We start from the raw sequence: 18,037 nt of genomic DNA on the forward strand, positions 1-18,037 counted from the left end.
GCGGCCGGACGTCTCCGGGGAGTCCCGAGTGGATCGCACCGCCCAGCTCAGTTCCCGTCCCACTCCGTTCGAGATCGCATACGATCCGCCCGCCGGACCGGCGTCCGCCCACGTCAGGGCGGCCCGGGTGCTGGAGGCCAACTGGACGGGCGCCTCCACGGTGCCGTCCCGCAACCTGTATCCGCACCAGTGGTCCTGGGACAGCGCGTTCATCGCCATCGGGCTGCGGCACCTCTCGCCGCTGCGCGCCCAGACGGAGCTGGAGACGCTGCTGGCCGCCCAGTGGGCCGACGGACGCGTCCCGCACATCGTCTTCAACCCCTCCGTACCGCTCGACGCCTACTTCCCCAGCCCCGACTTCTGGCGCTCCGCCACCGCCGGCCGCGCCGCGGGCGCCCCGCGCACCGTACAGACGTCCGGCATCGTCCAGCCACCGGTGCACGCGCTGGCGGTCTGGCTGGTGCACCGCGCCGACCCGGACCTGTCCCGGTCCCGGGGCTTCCTGGCCCGGATGTACCCGCGGCTGGCCGCCTGGCACCGGTATCTGCTGCACCGGCGCGACCTGGGCGGCGGCGGTCTGGTCTCGGTGGTCCACCCCTGGGAGCAGGGCATGGACAACAGCCCCTGCTGGGACGCCCCGCTGGCCCGGATCGCCCCGGCCCCGGCCCGCTCCTTCCGCCGCGCCGACCTCGACCACGGCGCGCCCGAGGACCGGCCCACGGACCTGGACTACGGGCGGTACGTGCGGCTGGCCGCCGACTACCGGGACGGCGGCTACCGGGACGGGCCGGACGGCGGCCGGGGCGGCGAGGAGTTCGCCGTGGAGGACCCGGCGTTCAACGCGCTGCTCATCGCCTCCGAGCACGCCCTCGCCCGGATCGCCGGGGAACTGGGCGCGACCGGCTCCGCCCGGCGGGAGCGCGCCGAACGGCTGACCCGGGCCCTGGTGGAGCGGCTGTGGGACGGCGCGGCCGGGCTGTTCCGCTGCCGGGACCTGCGCGGCGGCGGACTGCTGCCCGAGCGCGGGGTGTCCGGGCTGGTGCCGCTGCTGCTGCCCGGACTGCCCCGCGAGATCGCCGCCGCGCTGGTGCGCACGGTCCACGGCCCGCACTTCTCGCTCGGCGACCGCACCCGGCTGGTGCCGAGCTACGACCTCCAGGGCGAGGCCTTCGACCCGCACCGGTACTGGCGCGGCCCGGCCTGGTTCAACATCAACTGGCTGCTGGAGCGCGGGCTGCGGGCGCACGGCGAGACCGGCGCGGCCGACGCGCTGCGCACCGCGTTCCTGGACCTGGCCGACGCCACCGGCTTCGCCGAGTACGTCGACCCGTACACCGGCGAGCCCTGCGGGGCGGCCGGCTTCGGCTGGACGGCGGCGCTCGCGCTCGACCTGCACCACGAGCGGTCCGCACCGCACGAGCGTCAAAGGCTGGACAAGAGCCCGCCAAGGGGCGTGTCCGAGCCGGGCGTCAGCACGTTCGTCAGAAGTGACCAAGGAGGGGACCGGGGATGACGGACCGGCATCATCTGCTCGTGCACGGCGCCACCTTCGCCGCCGTGGGCGACCGCGGCGACATCACCGGGGTGCGCGGTGGCGGCTCCCCGGACGGGTTGTTCGTCCGGGACGCCCGGCACCTCAGCCGCTGGCAGCTCACCGTCGACGGCGCGGTGCCCGAACCGCTCGCCCCGGTGGCGGACGGGGACGCAGCCCGCTGTGTGCTGGTCCCGCGCGGCGGCCGGCAGGAGCCGGCGGCCCACACCCTGTTCCGGGAACAGGCCGTCGGCGACAGCTCGTTCGTGGAGTCGGTGAAGGTGACCAGCAACCGGCCGGCGCCGACCACCGTCCGACTGGCGCTCACCGTCGACGCCGACTTCACCGACCAGTTCGAACTCCGCTCCGACCACCGCACCTACGCCAAGGCCGGCGCCGTGCGCTCCCGTCAGGTGCTGTCCGACGGCATCGAGTTCACCTACCGGCGGGCCGAATGGCGGTCCGTCACGACGATCACCGCCGATCCGGCGCCGGACGGCGTGGAGGAGACGGGCACCGGTGCCCGCCGGCTGGTGTGGACGCTCGACCTCCCGCCGCACGGCACGACCGAGCTGCTGCTGCGGGTGATCGCCCGCCCGCACGGTGAGCGGCGGGCCCTGCGGGTGCCCCGCGACCCGGCCGCCGTGCACCGGCAACTGCGCGCCCGCGAGGAAGAGTTCAGCGAGGGCGTGGCCTTCCCGACCGGCTGGCCGGAGCTGGCCGCGGCCTGCGCGCGGGGCCTGGCCGACCTGGCCGCGCTCCAGGTGCCGGCCGCCGGTCCGGACGGCGAGGAGCTGCGCGTCCCGGCCGCCGGCGCGCCCTGGTTCCTCACCCTGCTGGGCCGGGACGCGCTGCTCACCTCCCTGTTCACGCTGCCGTACCGCCCCGGGCCGGCCGCCGCCACCCTGCTGGCCCTGGCCGCCACCCAGGCAGGCGGCGGCACCGGGTCCCCGGCCGCCCAGCCCGGCAAGATCGTGCACGAGGTGCGGCACGGGGAGCTGGCCCACTTCGGACAGGTGCCGTACGGCCGCTACTACGGCTCGGTCGACGCCACCCCGCTGTTCCTGATCCTGCTCGGCGCCTACACCGAGCGGACCGGGGACCCCGCCCTCGCCCGCCGCCTGGAACCGCACGCCCGGGCCGCCATCGGCTGGATGCTCGACCACGGCGGGCTGACCTCGCGCGGCTACCTCGTCTACCGCGCCGACGAGGGCGGCCTCGCCAACCAGAACTGGAAGGACTCCCCCGGCGCGATCTGCTGCGCCGACGGCACCCGGCCCACCGGCGCGGTGATGGCGGCGGGCGCGCAGGGCTACGCGTACGACGCGCTGCGCCGCACGGCGGGGCTGGCGCGCGCGGTGTGGGCCGACGAGACGTACGCCGCGCTGCTGGAGCAGGCCGCCGCCGATCTCCGCGACCGGTTCCAGCGGGACTTCTGGATGCGGGAGCAGTCCTTTCCGGCGCTGGCCCTGGACGGACACGGCCGCCAGATCGACGCGCTGGCCTCCGACGCCGGGCATCTGCTGTGGTCGGGGCTGCTGGACAAGGAGTACGGCGAGGTGGTCGGCCGGCGGCTGCTGGAGCCGGACTTCTTCTCGGGCTGGGGCGTGCGCACGCTGGCCTCCGGACAGCCGGCGTACCACCCGCTGTCGTACCACCGCGGCTCGGTCTGGCCGCACGACAACGCGCTGATCACGCTGGGGCTGGCGCGGTACGGGCTGCACGACGAGGCCCGCACGGTGGCGCACGCGCTCATCGACGCGGCGGCGGTCACCGGGCACCGGCTGCCGGAGGTGCTGGCCGGGTACGGGCGCGATCCGCAGGCGGCACCGGTGCCCTACCCGCACGCCTGCGTGCGGGAGGCCCGGTCGGCGGCGGCGCCGCTCGCCCTGCTGACGGCGGTGGGGGGCGCCTGAGGGACGGGGCGGCCCGGCCGCATCCCTCAGGGGCGCTGCCTCGGCACCGGCTCCGTTGACCAGGTGTTTGCCCGGGCGGGGTGAACGGCGCCCGGGGGCGGGCCGTACCCGGAGGCATGAGCGCGCTGCCGTCGGCCGAGGACGTGGCCGAAGAGATCACCGGACCCGCCCCGCCCGGCTCCCGCCGCCCCCGGGTCCCCTGGCGGGCGTGGACGCGGCGGTGGCGGGCACGGCACCCGGGGGCCGCGCGGGCGCTGTCCGTGACCGTCACCGTGCTGGCCGCGGCGGTCGTCCTCGCCGCGCTCGTGATGCCCGACTCCGTGGCCCGGCTCGGGCCCGCCGCCTTCGTGCGGCTGCCGGCGGAGGCCGTCGTCGGGGCCGCCGTGCTGCTCGCGCTGCCGCACCGGCCCCGGGTGGCGGTCGCGGCGGTGTCCGGGGTGCTGCTCGGGGCGGTGACCGTGCTGGATGCGCTGGACATGGGCTTCGGCCAGTACCTCGGCCGCACGTTCGACGTGGTGCTCGACTGGAGCCTGCTCGGTGACGCGGAGTCGTATCTGGAGGACTCCCTGGGGCGCCCGGCCGCGCTGGCCGCCGTGGCCGGGGCGGTCGTCCTCGTGCTGCTCGCCCTCGTCCTGCCGGCGCTGTCCCTGGTGCGGCTCGCGGGCCTGCTCGCCCGGCACCCCGGCCCGGCGCACCGCGCCACGCTGGTCGCCGCCGTCGTCTGGATCACCTGCTCCGCCCTCGGCCTGCGCTTGACGGACGTGCCGGTCGCCTCCGACCGCACCGTGAGCGCGCTGCGGACCCAGGCCCACCGGATCGCGGACACCCTCAGGGACGAGGCGGCCTTCCGGAAAACGGCCCGGACCGACGCCTTCGGGAACACACCGCCCGGCCAGCTCGTGCCCGACCTGCGCGGCAAGGACGTGATCTTCACGTTCATCGAGAGCTACGGCCGCAGCGCCGTGGAGGACCCGGGCATCGCGCCCGGCGTGGACCGGACGCTCGACGCCCGCACCCGGGCCCTGGCCAAGGCCGGTTTCCACGCCAGGAGCGGCTGGCTGACCTCGGCGACCTACGGCGGCAGCAGCTGGCTCGGCCACTCCACCACCATGTCCGGGCTGTGGATCAGCAACCAGCAGCGCTACCGCACGGTCATGGCCAGCGATCACCTCAGTCTCACGGAGGCGTTCCGGAAGACCGGCGCGTATCAGACGGTCGGGGTGATGCCGGGCGTGCAGAAGGGCTGGCCGGAACAGGCGTGGTACGGCCTGGACAAGGTCTACGACGCGTTTCAACTCGGCTACCGGGGACCGAAGTTCAGCTGGTCGACCATGCCCGACCAGTACGCGCTCCAGCAGTACCAGGAGCGGGTGCACGCCCGGCCGCCGGCCGCCGGCAAGTCCCGGATGTCGCTGCTCATCCTGACCTCCAGCCACCAGCCCTGGGCGCCGGTCCCCCGGATGACCGACTGGGACCGGCTCGGCGACGGCTCGGTCTTCGGGCCCATGGCGGCGGCCGGCGACGACCCGGCCGACGTCATCGCCGACACCGCCCGCTCCCGCGAGGCGTACGGCAGGTCGGTGCGGTACTCGGTGACCGCGCTCACCGAGTGGCTGGAGCGGTACGGCACCGACGACACCGTGCTGGTCTTCCTCGGCGACCACCAGCCCATCGCCCGGGTCAGCGGCGGCCACGCCAGCCGCGACGTGCCGGTGTCGATCGTCGCCAAGGACCCCCGGATCCTGGACAAGACCGACGCCTGGCACTGGACGGACGGCCTGCGCCCGGCCCATGACGCGCCGGTGTGGCGGATGAGCGCCTTCCGGGACCGCTTCCTGCGGGCCTACGGCTCGACACCGCACCCCAGGAAGGGCTGACCGGACGGCTCAGCCGCCGGAGGTGTCCAGCTCCGCGTCCTCGCCGAGACCCGCGCAGTCGTAGGGGTCCGTCAGCCAGCCGTCCGGCAGCACCACCCGGTTGTTGCCGGACGTACGGCCGCGCGGCCCCTCCGCACCGGCCGGCCACGGCTGGTCGAGGTCCAGCTCGTCCAGCCCGGCCCGCAGCTCCGCCAGCGAGGAGGTGATCGCGAGCCGCTTGCGCATCTCGGAGCCGACCGCGAAGCCCTTCAGGTACCAGGCGACGTGCTTGCGGAAGTCGACCACGCCCTTGGACTCGTCGCCGAGCCACTCCCCGAGCAGCGTGGCGTGCCGGACCATGACGTCGGCGACCTCGCGCAGCACGGGCCGCACCCGGTCCCCGGCGCGTCCCTCGAACGCGGCGACCAGGTCCGCGAACAGCCACGGCCGGCCCAGGCAGCCACGGCCGACCACGACGCCGTCGCAGCCGGTCTCCCGCACCATGCGCAGCGCGTCCTCGGCCGACCAGATGTCGCCGTTGCCGAGCACGGGGATCTCCGGCACATGCTCCTTCAGCCGGGCGATGGCCTCCCAGTCGGCGGTGCCGCCGTAGTGCTGGGCGGCGGTGCGGCCGTGCAGCGCGATGGCGGTCACGCCCTCCTCGACGGCGATCCGGCCGGCGTCGAGGTAGGTGATGTGGTCGTCGTCGATGCCCTTGCGCATCTTCATGGTCACCGGCAGGTCACCGGCGCCGGTGACCGCCTCGCGCAGGATCGCCCGCAGCAGGTTCCGCTTGAACGGCAGCGCGGAGCCGCCGCCCTTGCGGGTCACCTTCGGCACCGGGCACCCGAAGTTCAGGTCGATGTGGTCGGCCAGGTCCTCTTCCGCGATCATGCGGACGGCCTTGCCGACGGTCGCCGGGTCGACGCCGTACAGCTGGATCGAGCGCGGCTGCTCGCTCGCGTCGAACCTGATCAGCTGCATGGTCTTCTCGTTGCGCTCGACCAGCGCCCGGGTGGTGATCATCTCGCTGACGAACAGTCCCCGGCCACCGCTGAACTCCCGGCACAGGGTGCGGAACGGCGCGTTGGTGATGCCCGCCATGGGTGCGAGCACGACGGGCGGCGTCACGGCGTGCGGGCCGATGGGAAGCGGGTGGGTCATCGTCAGGACTCCGGGGGTGGACGGGGGCACTCGGCACGGGACTACGGTCACCCATTGTCCCCCACTCGGCCGGCAGTCCGCCCGGAAGTCCCGCGAGCCGCGCCGGCCGGCCCTCGTCCCGGTCCGGCGCACCGGCCGGACCAGCAGACCCGTGCACCACTCATTAGTTAGACGCACTATCGAAGTCGGCGTACGATGAGGCGCATGCCCGAGTTGAGCCATCGCCGACGCCTGCTCGTGCTCGCCATCTGCTGCATGAGCCTGCTGATCGTGAGCCTGGACACCACCGCGCTGAACGTGGCGCTGCCCGCGATGCAGCGCGACCTGCACGCCACCACCTCCGGTCTGCAGTGGACGATCGACGCCTACACGCTCGTCCTGGCCTCGCTGCTGATGCTGGCGGGCTCCACGGCCGACCGGATCGGACGCAAACGCGTCTTCATGGCCGGCCTGACGGTGTTCACCGCGGGCTCCCTGCTCTGCTCCCTGGCCCCGAACCTGGAGCTGCTCGTCGTCTTCCGGATGATCCAGGCGGTGGGCGGCTCGATGCTCAACCCGGTCGCCATGTCGATCATCACCAACACCTTCACCGACGCCCGCGAGCGCGCCCGCGCGATCGGCGCCTGGGGCGCGGTGGTCGGCATCTCCATGGCGGCCGGCCCGCTGGTCGGCGGGCTGCTGGTGCAGTCGGTGAGCTGGCGCTCGATCTTCTGGGTCAACCTCCCGGTCGGCCTCGCCGCCCTCCTGCTCACCTTCCGCTGCGTCCCCGAGTCCCGCGCGCCCCGGGCCCGCCGCCCCGACCCGGTCGGCCAGGTGCTGGTGATCGCCCTGTTCGGCTCGCTGACGTACGCGATCATCGAGGCGCCGGAGTCGGGCGCCGGACCGGTGGTGCCGTTCGCCGTGCTCGCCGTGGCCGCGCTGCTGGCCCTGCTGTGGTACGAGCCCCGGCGCGCCGAACCCCTCATCGACCTGCGGTTCTTCCGCTCGGCGCCGTTCTCCGGCGCCACCGTGATCGCGATCAGCGCGTTCGCGGCGCTGGGCGGCTTCCTGTTCCTGTCCACCCTGTACCTGCAGAACGTGCGGGGCCTGGACGCCCTGCACGCGGGCCTGTGGATGCTGCCGATGGCCGTGCCGACGTTCCTGTGCGCGCCGCTGTCCGGCCGCCTCGTCGGCACCCGCGGCCCCCGGCTGCCCCTGCTGCTGGCCGGTACGGCGATGACCGCGAGCGGTGTCCTGTTCGCCGCGTTCGAGGCGCAGACGTCGGACACCACCCTGCTGCTCGCCTACGTCCTGTTCGGCATCGGCTTCGGTTTCGTGAACGCGCCGATCACCAACACGGCCGTGTCGGGCATGCCCCGCGCCCAGGCCGGGGTCGCCGCCGCCGTCGCCTCCACCAGCCGGCAGCTGGGTTCGACGCTCGGCGTCGCGGTGGTCGGCGCGGTCCTGGCGTCCGGCATAGGGGCCTCGCCGTACCGGCAGGTGTTCGTCACCGCGGCTCGCCCCGGCTGGTGGATCCTCACCGGCTGCGGCCTGGCCGTCCTCGTCCTCGGCCTGCTGACCAGCGGCCGCTGGGCCCGCCGCACCGCCGAACACACGGCGGCGAGCCTGGAGACGGCGGAGATACGCCCGGTCGCGGGAACGGCGGCGGAGCGGGCCTGAGCCGGGGGGCGGGGCCCGGGCCGTACGGACGCACCCGGGCGGCCGGCACCAGGCGGTGGCCGCCTGCCGGTTACGCCGGGCGCAGTCCGCGCACCAGGAGTCCCACGACCGCCTCGAACTCCTCCTCGATGCCGGGCGCCGTCCACTCCCGGGCGTAGCACGGGTCGTGGAAGCGGCCCGTGGCGTGGAAGACGGCCCGGGCCGCGGCGGCCGGGTCGGGCGCCTGGAAGGCGCCCGAGGCGGCGCCCGCCGCGACGATGCGGGCGAGCTGGGCGATGAGGTCCGCCACGTGGTCGCCGATCGCGCCGCCGAGGTCGTCGGCGAGGACGGAGTAGGTGGCGAACAGCTCCGGATCGCCGCCCGCCTTCTGCCGCTTCGCGGCGAAGAGCGTCGCGAGCCAGTCCCGCAGCCGCTGCTCCGGGTCGCGGTCCTCGGCGGCGGCGATCCCGGCGAGCTGCCGCGTGGTCTTGTCCAGCCAGCGCTTGGTGACCGCCTCGCGCAGCGCCGCCTTGGTGCGGAAGTGCCGGTAGACGCTCCCGTGGCTGACACCGAGCGCGCGGGCCACGTCGACCACGGTGGCCTTGGCCGGGCCGTGCCGGCGCAGCACCTCCTCGGTGGCTTCGAGGATGCGCTCGGCGGTCAGGATCTCGCTGGTCGGTGGCATGCCTAGACGGTACCCGGCACCCGGGTCAGCGTTCGCTGTCGAGCATGGCCATCTGCTCCGCCGCGTACCGCTCGCCGGCCGCCGCGTTTGCCGGCACGGCGGCCTCGATCACGGCGAGGTCGGCCGCGTCCAGGGTCACGTCCAGGGCGCCGAGGGCCTCGCCGAGCCGCTCGCGGGTGCGGGCGCCGATCAGCGGGACGATCTCGGTGGAGTACCGCGCGCCCCGGGTGAGCACCCAGGCGATGGCGAGCTGGGCGACCGTGACGCCCTTGCGTTCGGCGATCGCGCGCAGGGCGTCGACCAGGGTGAGGTTGTGCCGCAGGTTGTCGCCCTGGAAGCGGGGCGAGTGGGCGCGGAAGTCGTCCGCGCCCAGCGGCCGGCCGGCCGTGATGTGGCCGGAGAGCAGCCCGCGCGAGAGCACACCGTACGCGGTGACGGCGATGCCCAGTTCGCCGAGGGTGGGCAGGATCTCCCGCTCGGGGCTCCGGGAGATGAGCGCGTACTCGATCTGGAGGTCGGTGATCGGGGCGGTGGCTGCGGCCCGGCGGATGGTGTCCGCGCCGACCTCGCTGAGCCCGATGTGCCGGACCCAGCCCTTCTCGACGAGTTCGGCGATGGCGCCGACGGTCTCCTCGATCGGCACGTCCGGGTCGAGCCGGGCGGGGCGGTAGATGTCGATGTGGTCGACGCCGAGGCGCGTCAGGGAGTACGCGGCGAAGTTCTTGACGGCGGCCGGGCGGCCGTCGAAGCCGGACCAGCCGTCGTCCGGATCGCGCAGGGCGCCGAACTTGACGCTGAGCAGCGCGTTCTCGCGCGAGGCGGCCGGGGCGGTGCGCAGCGCCTCGGCGATCAGCAGTTCGTTGTGGCCCATGCCGTAGAAGTCGCCGGTGTCGAGCAGGGTCACGCCGGCCGCCAGGGCGGCGTGCACGGTGGCGATCGACTCGGCGCGGTCGGACGCGCCGTAGGCGCCGGACATGCCCATGCAGCCCAGCCCGAGGGCGGAGACCCGGGGGCCGGTGGTGCCGAGGGCGCTGGTGGGCATCGGGTGGGTTCGCGTCGTCATGCCCTCCACCCTGTCATGACGACTGACAGATTTCAATATCTGTCATTCCCTACTTGTCATCGGTGTGCGCGCATGTGGTCCAGACCTCTTGACGAAAGGTCTGGACCAGCGCACTGTCATGGCGACAGTGTCATGCCTCTGACACCCCACGACCCCCTGCCGGGAGGCCCGATGCTCCGCCGCACCCTGCGCCTGCTCACCGCCGCCCTCACCACCACCGTCCTCGCCCCGCTCGCGATCGCCGCCGCGCCCGCCGCCTCCGCCGCCGCCGACACCTGCGCGGTGAAGTCACGGCCGGTGGGCAAGGTGCTCCAGGGCTACTGGGAGAACTGGGACGGCTCCGCCAACGGGGTCCACCCGCCCTTCGGCTGGACCCCGATCACCGACTCCCGCATCGCCGCCCACGGCTACAACGTGATCAACGCGGCCTTCCCGGTGATCCGCTCCGACGGCACGGCCCTGTGGGAGGACGGGATGGACGCCGGCGTGAAGGTGGCCACGCCCGCCGAGATGTGTCAGGCCAAGGCGTCCGGCCAGACGATCCTGCTGTCCATCGGCGGGGCGGCGGCCGGCATCGACCTGTCCTCCCCGGCCGTCGCCGACCGGTTCGTGGCGACCATCGTGCCGATCCTGAAGAAGTACAACTTCGACGGCATCGACATCGACATCGAGACGGGCCTGGTCGGCAGCGGGAACATCAACCAGTTGTCGGCGTCCCAGACCAACCTGATCCGCATCATCGACGGCGTCCTCGCCCAGATGCCGTCCAACTTCGGCCTGACGATGGCGCCCGAGACGGCGTACGTCACCGGCGGCAGCGTCACCTACGGCTCGATCTGGGGCGCCTACCTGCCGATCGTCAAGAAGTACGCGGACAACGGCCGGCTGTGGTGGCTGAACATGCAGTACTACAACGGCAGCATGTACGGCTGCTCCGGCGACTCGTACGCGGCCGGCACCGTGCAGGGCTTCACCGCGCAGACCGACTGCCTGAACAAGGGCCTGGTGGTGCAGGGCACGACGGTGAAGGTGCCCTACGACAAGCAGGTCCCGGGGCTGCCCGCCCAGCCCGGCGCGGGCGGCGGCTACCTGTCCCCGTCGCTGGTCTCCCAGGCGTGGCGCACCTACGGGACGTCGCTCAAGGGCCTGATGACGTGGTCGGTCAACTGGGACGGCTCGAAGAACTGGACGTTCGGCGACAACGTCAAGGCACTCCAGGGCCGCTGAGCGGGCCCGGACACACGGATGCCGGGCGGGCCGAGATCGGCCCGCCCGGCATCCGGCGGTGTGACTAGGCGCCCAGGAGGCGCTGGGCGAGGTAGCCCTCGACCTGGTCGAGGGAGACCCGCTCCTGCTTCATCGAGTCGCGCTCGCGCACGGTGACGGCGTTGTCCTCCAGGGTGTCGAAGTCGACGGTCACGCAGAACGGCGTGCCGATCTCGTCCTGGCGGCGGTAGCGGCGGCCGATGGCACCGGCGTCGTCGAAGTCGATGTTCCAGTGCTGGCGCAGCGCCTGGGCGAGACCCTTGGCCTTCGGCGACAGCTCCGGGTTGCGGGACAGCGGGAGCACCGCGACCTTCACCGGGGCCAGCCGGTGGTCGAGCCGCAGGACGGTCCGCTTCTCCATCTTGCCCTTGGCGTTCGGCGCCTCGTCCTCGACGTAGGCGTCGAGCAGGAAGGCCAGCATGGTGCGGCCGACACCCGCCGCCGGCTCGATGACGTACGGCATCCAGCGCTCGCCGGCGTCCTGGTCGTAGTACGACAGGTCCTGGCCGGAGGCCTGGGAGTGCGCGGTCAGGTCGTAGTCGGTGCGGTTGGCGACGCCCTCCAGCTCGCCCCACTCGCTGCCGCCGAACTGGAAGCGGTACTCGATGTCGGCGGTGCGCTTGGAGTAGTGGGAGAGCTTCTCCTTCGGGTGCTCGTACCAGCGCATGTTCTCCTCACGGAGACCCAGGCCGGTGTACCAGTTCCAGCGCTGCTCCATCCAGTATTCCTGCCACTGCTCGTCCTCGCCGGGCTTGACGAAGAACTCCATCTCCATCTGCTCGAACTCGCGGGTGCGGAAGATGAAGTTGCCCGGCGTGATCTCGTTGCGGAACGACTTGCCCATCTGGGCGATGCCGAACGGCGGCTTGCGGCGCGCGGTGGTCTGCACCTGGGCGAAGTTGGTGAAGATGCCCTGGGCGGTCTCGGGGCGCAGGTAGGCGACGGAGCCGGAGTCCTGGGTGGGGCCGAGGTGGGTGGAGAGCAGACCGGAGAACTGCTTGGGCTCGGTGAACTGGCCCTTGTTGCCGCAGTTCGGGCAGTTCACGTCCGCCAGGCCGTTCGCCGGGGCGTGGCCCTTCTTCTCCTCGTACGCCTCCTCCAGGTGGTCGGCGCGGAACCGCTTGTGACACGAGGTGCACTCGGTCAGCGGGTCCGTGAACGTGGCGACGTGGCCGGAGGCGACCCAGACCTCCGGGGCCAGGATCACGGACGAGTCGATCCCGACGACGTCCTCGCGCGACGTCACCATGTAGCGCCACCACTGGCGCTTGATGTTCTCCTTGAGCTCGACACCCAGCGGTCCGTAGTCCCAGGCGGCACGCTGTCCGCCGTAGATCTCACTGCAGGGGTAAACGAAGCCACGGCGCTTGCTCAGGCTGACGATGGTGTCGATCTTGTCGGCGGCCACGGTGCTCTCTTCATTACGACGACGGGCGTTGAAGCGAGATGCTTCCAGCGAATGATTCAGGTTACCGGCGCAGGCTCCCCCACGACCAAATCGGCCCCTGTCCCGACCGTCTGACGAGCGTTGTTGACAACGGTTTCCATGTTTGTTGAAAATGACTGTCATGAACGTACGACGACACCTCATACCCGCCGCCGCGGTCGCCGCGGTCACCGCCCTCGGGGCCGCCACCCTGTCCGCCTGCTCCACGGACACGGCGGCGGGCAACACCGGCAGGTTCGACGTCGTCGCGTCGTTCTACCCGATGGCCTTCCTCGCCGAGCGGATCGGCGGGGACCACGTCCACGTCACCACCCTCACCTCGCCCGGCCAGGAACCGCACGACCTGGAACTCAGCCCCCGGCAGATCGCCTCCCTGGAGGAGTCCGACGCGGTCCTGTACCTCAAGGGCCTCCAGCCCTCGGTGGACGAGGCCGTGGCCCAGGCCCCGGTCAAGACCCGGATCGACGCGGCCACCCTGACCACCCTGGAGCGCCACGGCGACGAGGTCGGCGGGCACGCGGCCGGGCACGACGGCCACGAGGACGGCGAGAAGGCGGGCCGGGACCCGCACGTCTGGCTCGACCCGGTGCGCTACGCCCAGGTCGCCGAGGGCGTCGCCAAGGCCTTCGAGCGGGCCGACCCCCAGCACGCGGCCGACTACAAGAAGAACACCGCCGCCCTGGTCAAGCAGCTCGACGAGCTGAACACCGAGTTCACGGACGGCCTCGCGCACACTCGGACCAAGGTCTTCATCACCACGCACGCCGCCTTCGGCTACCTCGCCGAGCGCTACGGCCTCACGGAGGAGGCCGTGAACGGTCTCGACCCCGAGTCGGAGCCGAGCGCCGCCCGGGTCCGGGACCTGGAGAGGATCGCCAAGGCCGACGGCGTCTCCACCGTCTTCTACGAGACCCTGGTCAGCGACAAGACCGCGAAGACCCTCGCCGCCGACTCCGGGCTGCGCACGGACGTCCTGGACCCGCTGGAGGGCATCACCGGCACGTCCCGCGGCAAGGACTACTTCGCGGTCCAGCACGCCAATCTGACGGCCCTGCGGCAGGCCCTGGGCGCCAAGTGAGCAGCACGGGAGACGAGATGACCAGCGAACCCGTCATAGCCCTGCGCGCGGTGACCGCCGAACTCGGCGCCCGTCCCGTGCTGCGCGGCATCGACCTCACCGTCGGCCGCGGCGAGGTCGTCGCGCTGCTCGGTGCCAACGGCTCGGGCAAGTCCACGGCGATCCGCACGATCATCGGCCAGGTGCCCGCCACCGGCGGCACGGTCGAACTCTTCGGCACCCCGCGCAAGTCCTTCCGGGACTGGGCGCGCGTGGGCTACGTCCCGCAGCGCACGACGGCCGCGGGCGGCGTCCCGGCGACGGTCACCGAGATCGTCGCCTCGGGCCGCCTCGCCCGCACCCGCTTCGGACCGTTCCGCAGGACCGACCGGGCGGCCGTCCACCGCGCCCTGGAGCAGGTCGGCATGGCCGACCGCGCCAAGGACACGGTGACCGCCCTGTCCGGCGGCCAGCACCAGCGGGTGCTGATCGCCCGCGCGCTGGTCGCCGAGCCCGACCTGCTGATCATGGACGAGCCGATGGCGGGCGTCGACCTGGCCAGCCAGGAAGTGCTGGCCCGGACGCTGGAGCGGCAGGTCGAGGCCGGCACGACGGTCCTCCTCGTGCTGCACGAGCTGGGCCCGCTGGAACCGCTGATCGACCGGGCGGTGGTGCTGCGCGACGGCTGCGTCCTGCACGACGGCCCGCCGCCGCGCGCGGTCGGCCAGCACGCCCTGCCCGGCCACGACCACGTACACCCGCACGCGCCGGAGGGCGCCGCGCCGATCCGCACGGGACTGCTGAGCTGATGGACTTCCTGAACTACGCCTTCATGCAGCGGGCGCTGCTGGCCGCCGTGCTGGTCGGCATCACCGCGCCCGCGGTGGGCATCTACCTGGTCCAGCGCCGCCAGGCCCTGATGGGCGACGGCATCGGGCACGTCGCCATGACCGGTGTCGGCCTCGGCTTCCTGCTGTCCGCGTCCCCGGTGTGGATGGCGACGGCCGTCTCGGTCCTCGGCGCGGTGCTGATGGAGCTGATCCGCTGGTACGGCCGGACCCGCGGCGACATCGCCCTCGCCATGCTGTTCTACGGCGGCATGGCCGGCGGCGTGATGCTGATCAACCTGGCGCCGGGCGGCTCCAACGCCAACCTGACGTCGTACCTGTTCGGCTCCCTCTCCACCGTCTCCCCGTCCGACGTGACGGCGATCGTGGTCCTGGCCGCGTTCGTGCTGCTGGTCACGCTGGGCCTGCGCCGGCAGTTGTTCGCGGTCAGCCAGGACGAGGAGTTCGCGCGGGTCACCGGTCTGCCGGTGCGCGCCCTGAACCTGCTGACCGCGGTCACCGCGGCGGTCACGGTGACGGTCGCCATGCGGGTGGTCGGGCTGCTGCTGGTCTCCGCGCTGATGGTGGTGCCGGTGGCCGCCGCGCAGCAGCTCAGCCGCAGCTTCGCCGTGACGTTCGCGCTCGCGGTGGCGATCGGGGTGGCGGTGACCGTCGGCGGCACGGTCACGTCGTACTACCAGGACGTGCCGCCCGGCGCCACGATCGTCCTGCTGACCATCGCCGCGTTCATCGCGCTGACCGCGCTGGCCACGCCGCTGGCCCGGCGGCGCGCCCGCGCGGCGGCGGCGGCACAGCCCGCCGGAGACCCGGCGGAGTGCACCCTTCCGGCCGCGCGGGGCGCCGCGGACGAGGTCGGCGCCTGACCGCTGTCCGCCCGGGCTGGCACAATGGCCCGGGCAGGAGCGAGGCAGCTAAGGAGACAACGGTGACGACCGCCGGACCGCCCGTGAAGGGCCGCGCGACCCGCCAGCGTGCAGCCGTGGCAGCGGCCCTGGACGAGGTCGACGAGTTCCGCAGCGCGCAGGAACTGCACGACATGCTCAAGCACAAGGGCGATTCCGTCGGTCTGACCACGGTCTACCGCACCCTGCAGTCCCTCGCCGAGGCCGGCGAGGTCGACGTCCTGCGCACCTCCGACGGCGAGTCGGTCTACCGCCGCTGCTCGACCGGCGAACACCACCACCACCTGGTCTGCCGCGCCTGCGGCAAGGCGGTGGAGGTGGAGGGCCCGGCGGTGGAGAAGTGGGCGGAGGCCATCGCCGCGGAACACGGTTTCGTCAACGTGGCCCACACCGTGGAGATCTTCGGCACCTGCGCGGACTGCGCGGCGGGCTAGCGCCGGCCGAAGCAGCGCTCCAGTTCGTCCAGGTCGTAGAAGGCGCTGCCCTCGGCGACCGGACGGCAGCCCTCCTTGAAGGCCGTCTCCTTCTCGTTGTAGAGCATGCGGACCAGATAGCGGTCGCCCTTGGCGAAGACGTCCCACTGGATGTTGGCGCCCAGCGGGGAGACCGAGGCACCGCGCCAGGAGTTGCCGGCGTAGGTGTACGGCTCGTCCGGCGCCGCCGGCTCGGTGCTGCCCGGCAGCCCCATCAGCGCGGCCAGCGGGATGATCTCCTCGGCGTGGCTGAAGCGCAGCTCGGCGCCGAGGTCGCTGGTGCCGGCCCGCTTGGCCTCCGCCTGCCGGAAGAAGTCGTCCAGCAGGACGTCCGCCATCTTGTACGTGATGTCGCTGCCGGCGAAGCCGGGGCCCTTCTCGTAGAAGTCCTCGGCGTCGGACAGGTAGCCGAACCAGGCCGCGTCCGCCGGGGACAGGAAGCGCTCCATGCCCCAGCCCCGGCCCTCCGGGCTCTCCTCGCTCATCGCGGGCGCGATGGCGTACAGGTCGTAGACGGCACGGGCCGCGCCCACCGGGTCGGCGATCCGCGCGACGAACGGCTCCTGGAACAGCTTCCGCAGCACGCTGTGGGCGGCCTTGAGGGTCTTCGGCCGGCCGGTGATGCCGTCCAGGGTGTCCTTGAGGCGCTGGTCGTGCTCGATGTAGTCCCGGTAGGCGGCGCCGCCGGCCGCCTTGTGGAAGTACAGCAGGTCCTTGTCGGTGCGGGCCGGCCCGATCAGCGGCTTCAGCTCCGGGTCGGCGGCGGCGAGGGCGGCGGTGAACTCGGTGCCGCTGTCCACGGCCCGGCCCTGCCCGGAGCTGACCACGTCGATCCGCTCGCCGTCGGCGGCGATCTTCGTGAACAGCGCCGGCAGCCGCCGCTCCAGGCGCACGGCGGTGTCCGCCAGCTCCCGCCGGCCGCGCCCGCTGAGGTTGCCGTAGCCGACCTTGGCCATGGCGGCCTGGAGGGCGCGCGCCTTCGGGCCGAACTCCCGGCCCAGACCGGTGAGGCGGTCCTCCGCGCGGGCCTGGTCCCACAGGGCGAGGACGAGGTCGGCGTCGTCGCTGTCGCTGGCCGCGCGGGACCCGTGCCGGGAGACGTTCTCGGTGAAGACGGGAACGAAACCGGCCGGGGCCTGCTGGTAGCCGTGCCGGCCCTGCCGGGGCGCGTACGGCGCCTTCGTGCCGTAGCTCTCGCGGTGCGCCGGGCCGTCCTGCGTGGCGTGGGCGGGCAGCGCGGTGAGGAGGAGGGTGCCGAGGGCGAGCACGGGGAGGAGACGTCTCATGAGCCGCATCCTCGGCACCCCGGGTGAACGGTTGGTGACTACGAGGCGGAATCGCCGCGCATGGCGGCTTCCATGGCGAGGAGTTCCTCGTTCGGCACGGCCCCGCCGAAGCGCCGGTCGCGGGAGGCGAACTCGACGCAGGCCCGCCACAGGTCACGGCGGTCGAAGTCGGGCCACAGCACGTCCTGGAAGACCATCTCGGCGTAGGCGCTCTGCCAGAGCAGGTAGTTGGAGGTGCGCTGCTCGCCACTCGGGCGCAGGAACAGGTCGACGTCCGGCATGTCCGGGTAGTACAGGTACTTCTGGACGGTCTTCTCGTCGACCTTCGACGGGTCGAGCCGGCCCGCCCGCACGTCCTCGGCGAGCCGCTGCGCCGCGTCGGCGATCTCCGCGCGCCCGCCGTAGTTCATGCAGAAGTACAGGGTGAGCAGGTCGTTGCCCTCGGTCTGCTCCTGGGCGACCTGGAGTTCCCGGGCGACCGACTTCCACAGCCGGGGCATGCGGCCCACCCAGCGCACCCGGATGCCGAGCTCGTCGAGCTGGTCCCGGCTCTTGCGGATGAAGTCGCGGTTGAAGTTCATCAGGAAGCGGACCTCCTCGGGCGACCGCTTCCAGTTCTCGGTGGAGAAGGCGTACAGCGAGATGTTGCGGACGCCGACCTCGATGGAGCCCTGGAGCACGTCCAGCACCCGCTCGGCGCCGACTTTGTGCCCCTCGGTGCGCGGCAGGCCGCGTTCCTTCGCCCACCGTCCGTTGCCGTCCATGACGATCGCGACGTGGTTCGGCACCAGCTCGCCCGGCAGCTTGGGGGCGCGGGCACCGGACGGGTGCGGCTCCGGCGCCTTGTACTCGCGCCGCCGGCGCCCCAGGATCCCGCGTACGACCATCTGCTTCTCGTCTCCTCG

Annotated in this window: 15 protein-coding genes; 9 read left to right on the forward strand and 6 right to left on the reverse strand. The window is 72.9% G+C overall.

The genetic code is table 11. The features are described from left to right. Window positions 1-28 precede the first annotated feature (28 nt). The 3 genes from ACH4OA_RS03695 to ACH4OA_RS03705 all read left to right on the forward strand — a co-directional run bounded on the left by ACH4OA_RS03695 (window position 29) and on the right by ACH4OA_RS03705 (window position 5,324). Window positions 29-1,513 carry an MGH1-like glycoside hydrolase domain-containing protein gene (locus ACH4OA_RS03695; RefSeq protein WP_397967477.1) on the forward strand — a complete coding sequence of 495 codons (1,485 nt, stop codon included), beginning with the start codon at window positions 29-31 and terminating at the stop codon, window positions 1,511-1,513. Beyond that, on the forward strand, window positions 1,510-3,447 hold the full coding sequence (locus ACH4OA_RS03700; protein WP_365883272.1) for a glycogen debranching N-terminal domain-containing protein: 1,938 nt from the start codon (window positions 1,510-1,512) through the stop codon (window positions 3,445-3,447). Before ACH4OA_RS03695 ends, ACH4OA_RS03700 begins: the two co-directional genes overlap by 4 nt. 116 nt (window positions 3,448-3,563) lie before the next feature. After that, window positions 3,564-5,324 (forward strand): sulfatase-like hydrolase/transferase, encoded by a 1,761-nt coding sequence (locus ACH4OA_RS03705; RefSeq protein ID WP_397967479.1) that lies wholly within the window; start codon window positions 3,564-3,566, stop codon window positions 5,322-5,324. 9 nt (window positions 5,325-5,333) lie between these two features. On the opposite strand, the gene dusB is transcribed toward ACH4OA_RS03705, so the two are convergent. Then, window positions 5,334-6,467 carry a tRNA dihydrouridine synthase DusB gene (gene dusB, locus ACH4OA_RS03710; RefSeq protein ID WP_365941665.1) on the reverse strand — a complete coding sequence of 378 codons (1,134 nt, stop codon included), beginning with the start codon at window positions 6,465-6,467 and terminating at the stop codon, window positions 5,334-5,336. A gap of 204 nt (window positions 6,468-6,671) precedes the next feature. On the opposite strand from dusB, the gene ACH4OA_RS03715 reads away from it, so the two are divergent. After that, window positions 6,672-8,126, forward strand: a complete 1,455-nt coding sequence (locus tag ACH4OA_RS03715) for an MFS transporter (RefSeq protein ID WP_365882479.1) — start codon at window positions 6,672-6,674, stop codon at window positions 8,124-8,126. Window positions 8,127-8,196: 70 nt separating this feature from the next. Here ACH4OA_RS03715 and ACH4OA_RS03720 read toward each other — a convergent pair whose 3' ends face one another. Next, window positions 8,197-8,790, reverse strand: coding sequence for a TetR/AcrR family transcriptional regulator (locus ACH4OA_RS03720; protein ID WP_397942916.1), 594 nt, complete (start codon window positions 8,788-8,790; stop codon window positions 8,197-8,199). Window positions 8,791-8,815: 25 nt separating this feature from the next. Then, entirely contained in the window at window positions 8,816-9,853 is a 1,038-nt protein-coding gene (locus ACH4OA_RS03725; RefSeq protein WP_397967481.1) for an aldo/keto reductase, read from the reverse strand. 171 nt (window positions 9,854-10,024) lie between these two features. Between ACH4OA_RS03725 and ACH4OA_RS03730 the strand changes: the two genes are divergently transcribed. Continuing rightward, on the forward strand, window positions 10,025-11,080 hold the full coding sequence (locus tag ACH4OA_RS03730) for a chitinase (protein WP_397967857.1): 1,056 nt from the start codon (window positions 10,025-10,027) through the stop codon (window positions 11,078-11,080). A gap of 64 nt (window positions 11,081-11,144) precedes the next feature. Here the strand turns inward: ACH4OA_RS03730 and ACH4OA_RS03735 are convergent, their stop codons facing one another. Next, the gene (locus ACH4OA_RS03735; protein ID WP_397942913.1) at window positions 11,145-12,527 is read right to left on the reverse strand and encodes a glycine--tRNA ligase; all 1,383 of its coding nucleotides are present in this window, start codon (window positions 12,525-12,527) and stop codon (window positions 11,145-11,147) included. A 160-nt stretch (window positions 12,528-12,687) separates the two neighbouring features. Here ACH4OA_RS03735 and ACH4OA_RS03740 point away from each other — a divergent pair, with 160 nt between their 5' ends. From ACH4OA_RS03740 to ACH4OA_RS03755, 4 genes are all read left to right on the forward strand, one after another. Then, entirely contained in the window at window positions 12,688-13,644 is a 957-nt protein-coding gene (locus ACH4OA_RS03740; RefSeq protein WP_397942911.1) for a metal ABC transporter substrate-binding protein, read from the forward strand. A 17-nt stretch (window positions 13,645-13,661) separates the two neighbouring features. Further along, the gene (locus ACH4OA_RS03745; RefSeq protein WP_365882492.1) at window positions 13,662-14,432 is read left to right on the forward strand and encodes a metal ABC transporter ATP-binding protein; all 771 of its coding nucleotides are present in this window, start codon (window positions 13,662-13,664) and stop codon (window positions 14,430-14,432) included. Beyond that, entirely contained in the window at window positions 14,432-15,334 is a 903-nt protein-coding gene (locus ACH4OA_RS03750) for a metal ABC transporter permease (RefSeq protein ID WP_397967483.1), read from the forward strand. Before ACH4OA_RS03745 ends, ACH4OA_RS03750 begins: the two co-directional genes overlap by 1 nt. Before the next feature lie 62 nt (window positions 15,335-15,396). Next, a complete protein-coding gene (locus ACH4OA_RS03755) occupies window positions 15,397-15,807 on the forward strand; it encodes a transcriptional repressor (RefSeq protein ID WP_365879950.1) in 411 nt (136 codons plus the stop codon). Here the strand turns inward: ACH4OA_RS03755 and ACH4OA_RS03760 are convergent. Both ACH4OA_RS03760 and ACH4OA_RS03765 read right to left on the reverse strand, forming a co-directional pair. Beyond that, window positions 15,804-17,132, reverse strand: coding sequence for a histidine-type phosphatase (locus ACH4OA_RS03760; protein ID WP_397942907.1), 1,329 nt, complete (start codon window positions 17,130-17,132; stop codon window positions 15,804-15,806). The two genes, ACH4OA_RS03755 and ACH4OA_RS03760, sit on opposite strands and share 4 nt — an antisense overlap. A gap of 38 nt (window positions 17,133-17,170) precedes the next feature. Beyond that, a complete protein-coding gene (locus ACH4OA_RS03765; protein ID WP_397942905.1) occupies window positions 17,171-18,019 on the reverse strand; it encodes an isoprenyl transferase in 849 nt (282 codons plus the stop codon). Between the last annotated feature and the right edge of the window lie 18 nt (window positions 18,020-18,037).

Origin of the sequence: Streptomyces sp. NPDC017095 (genome assembly GCF_044332325.1) — a bacterium.
Lineage (GTDB): Bacteria > Actinomycetota > Actinomycetes > Streptomycetales > Streptomycetaceae > Streptomyces.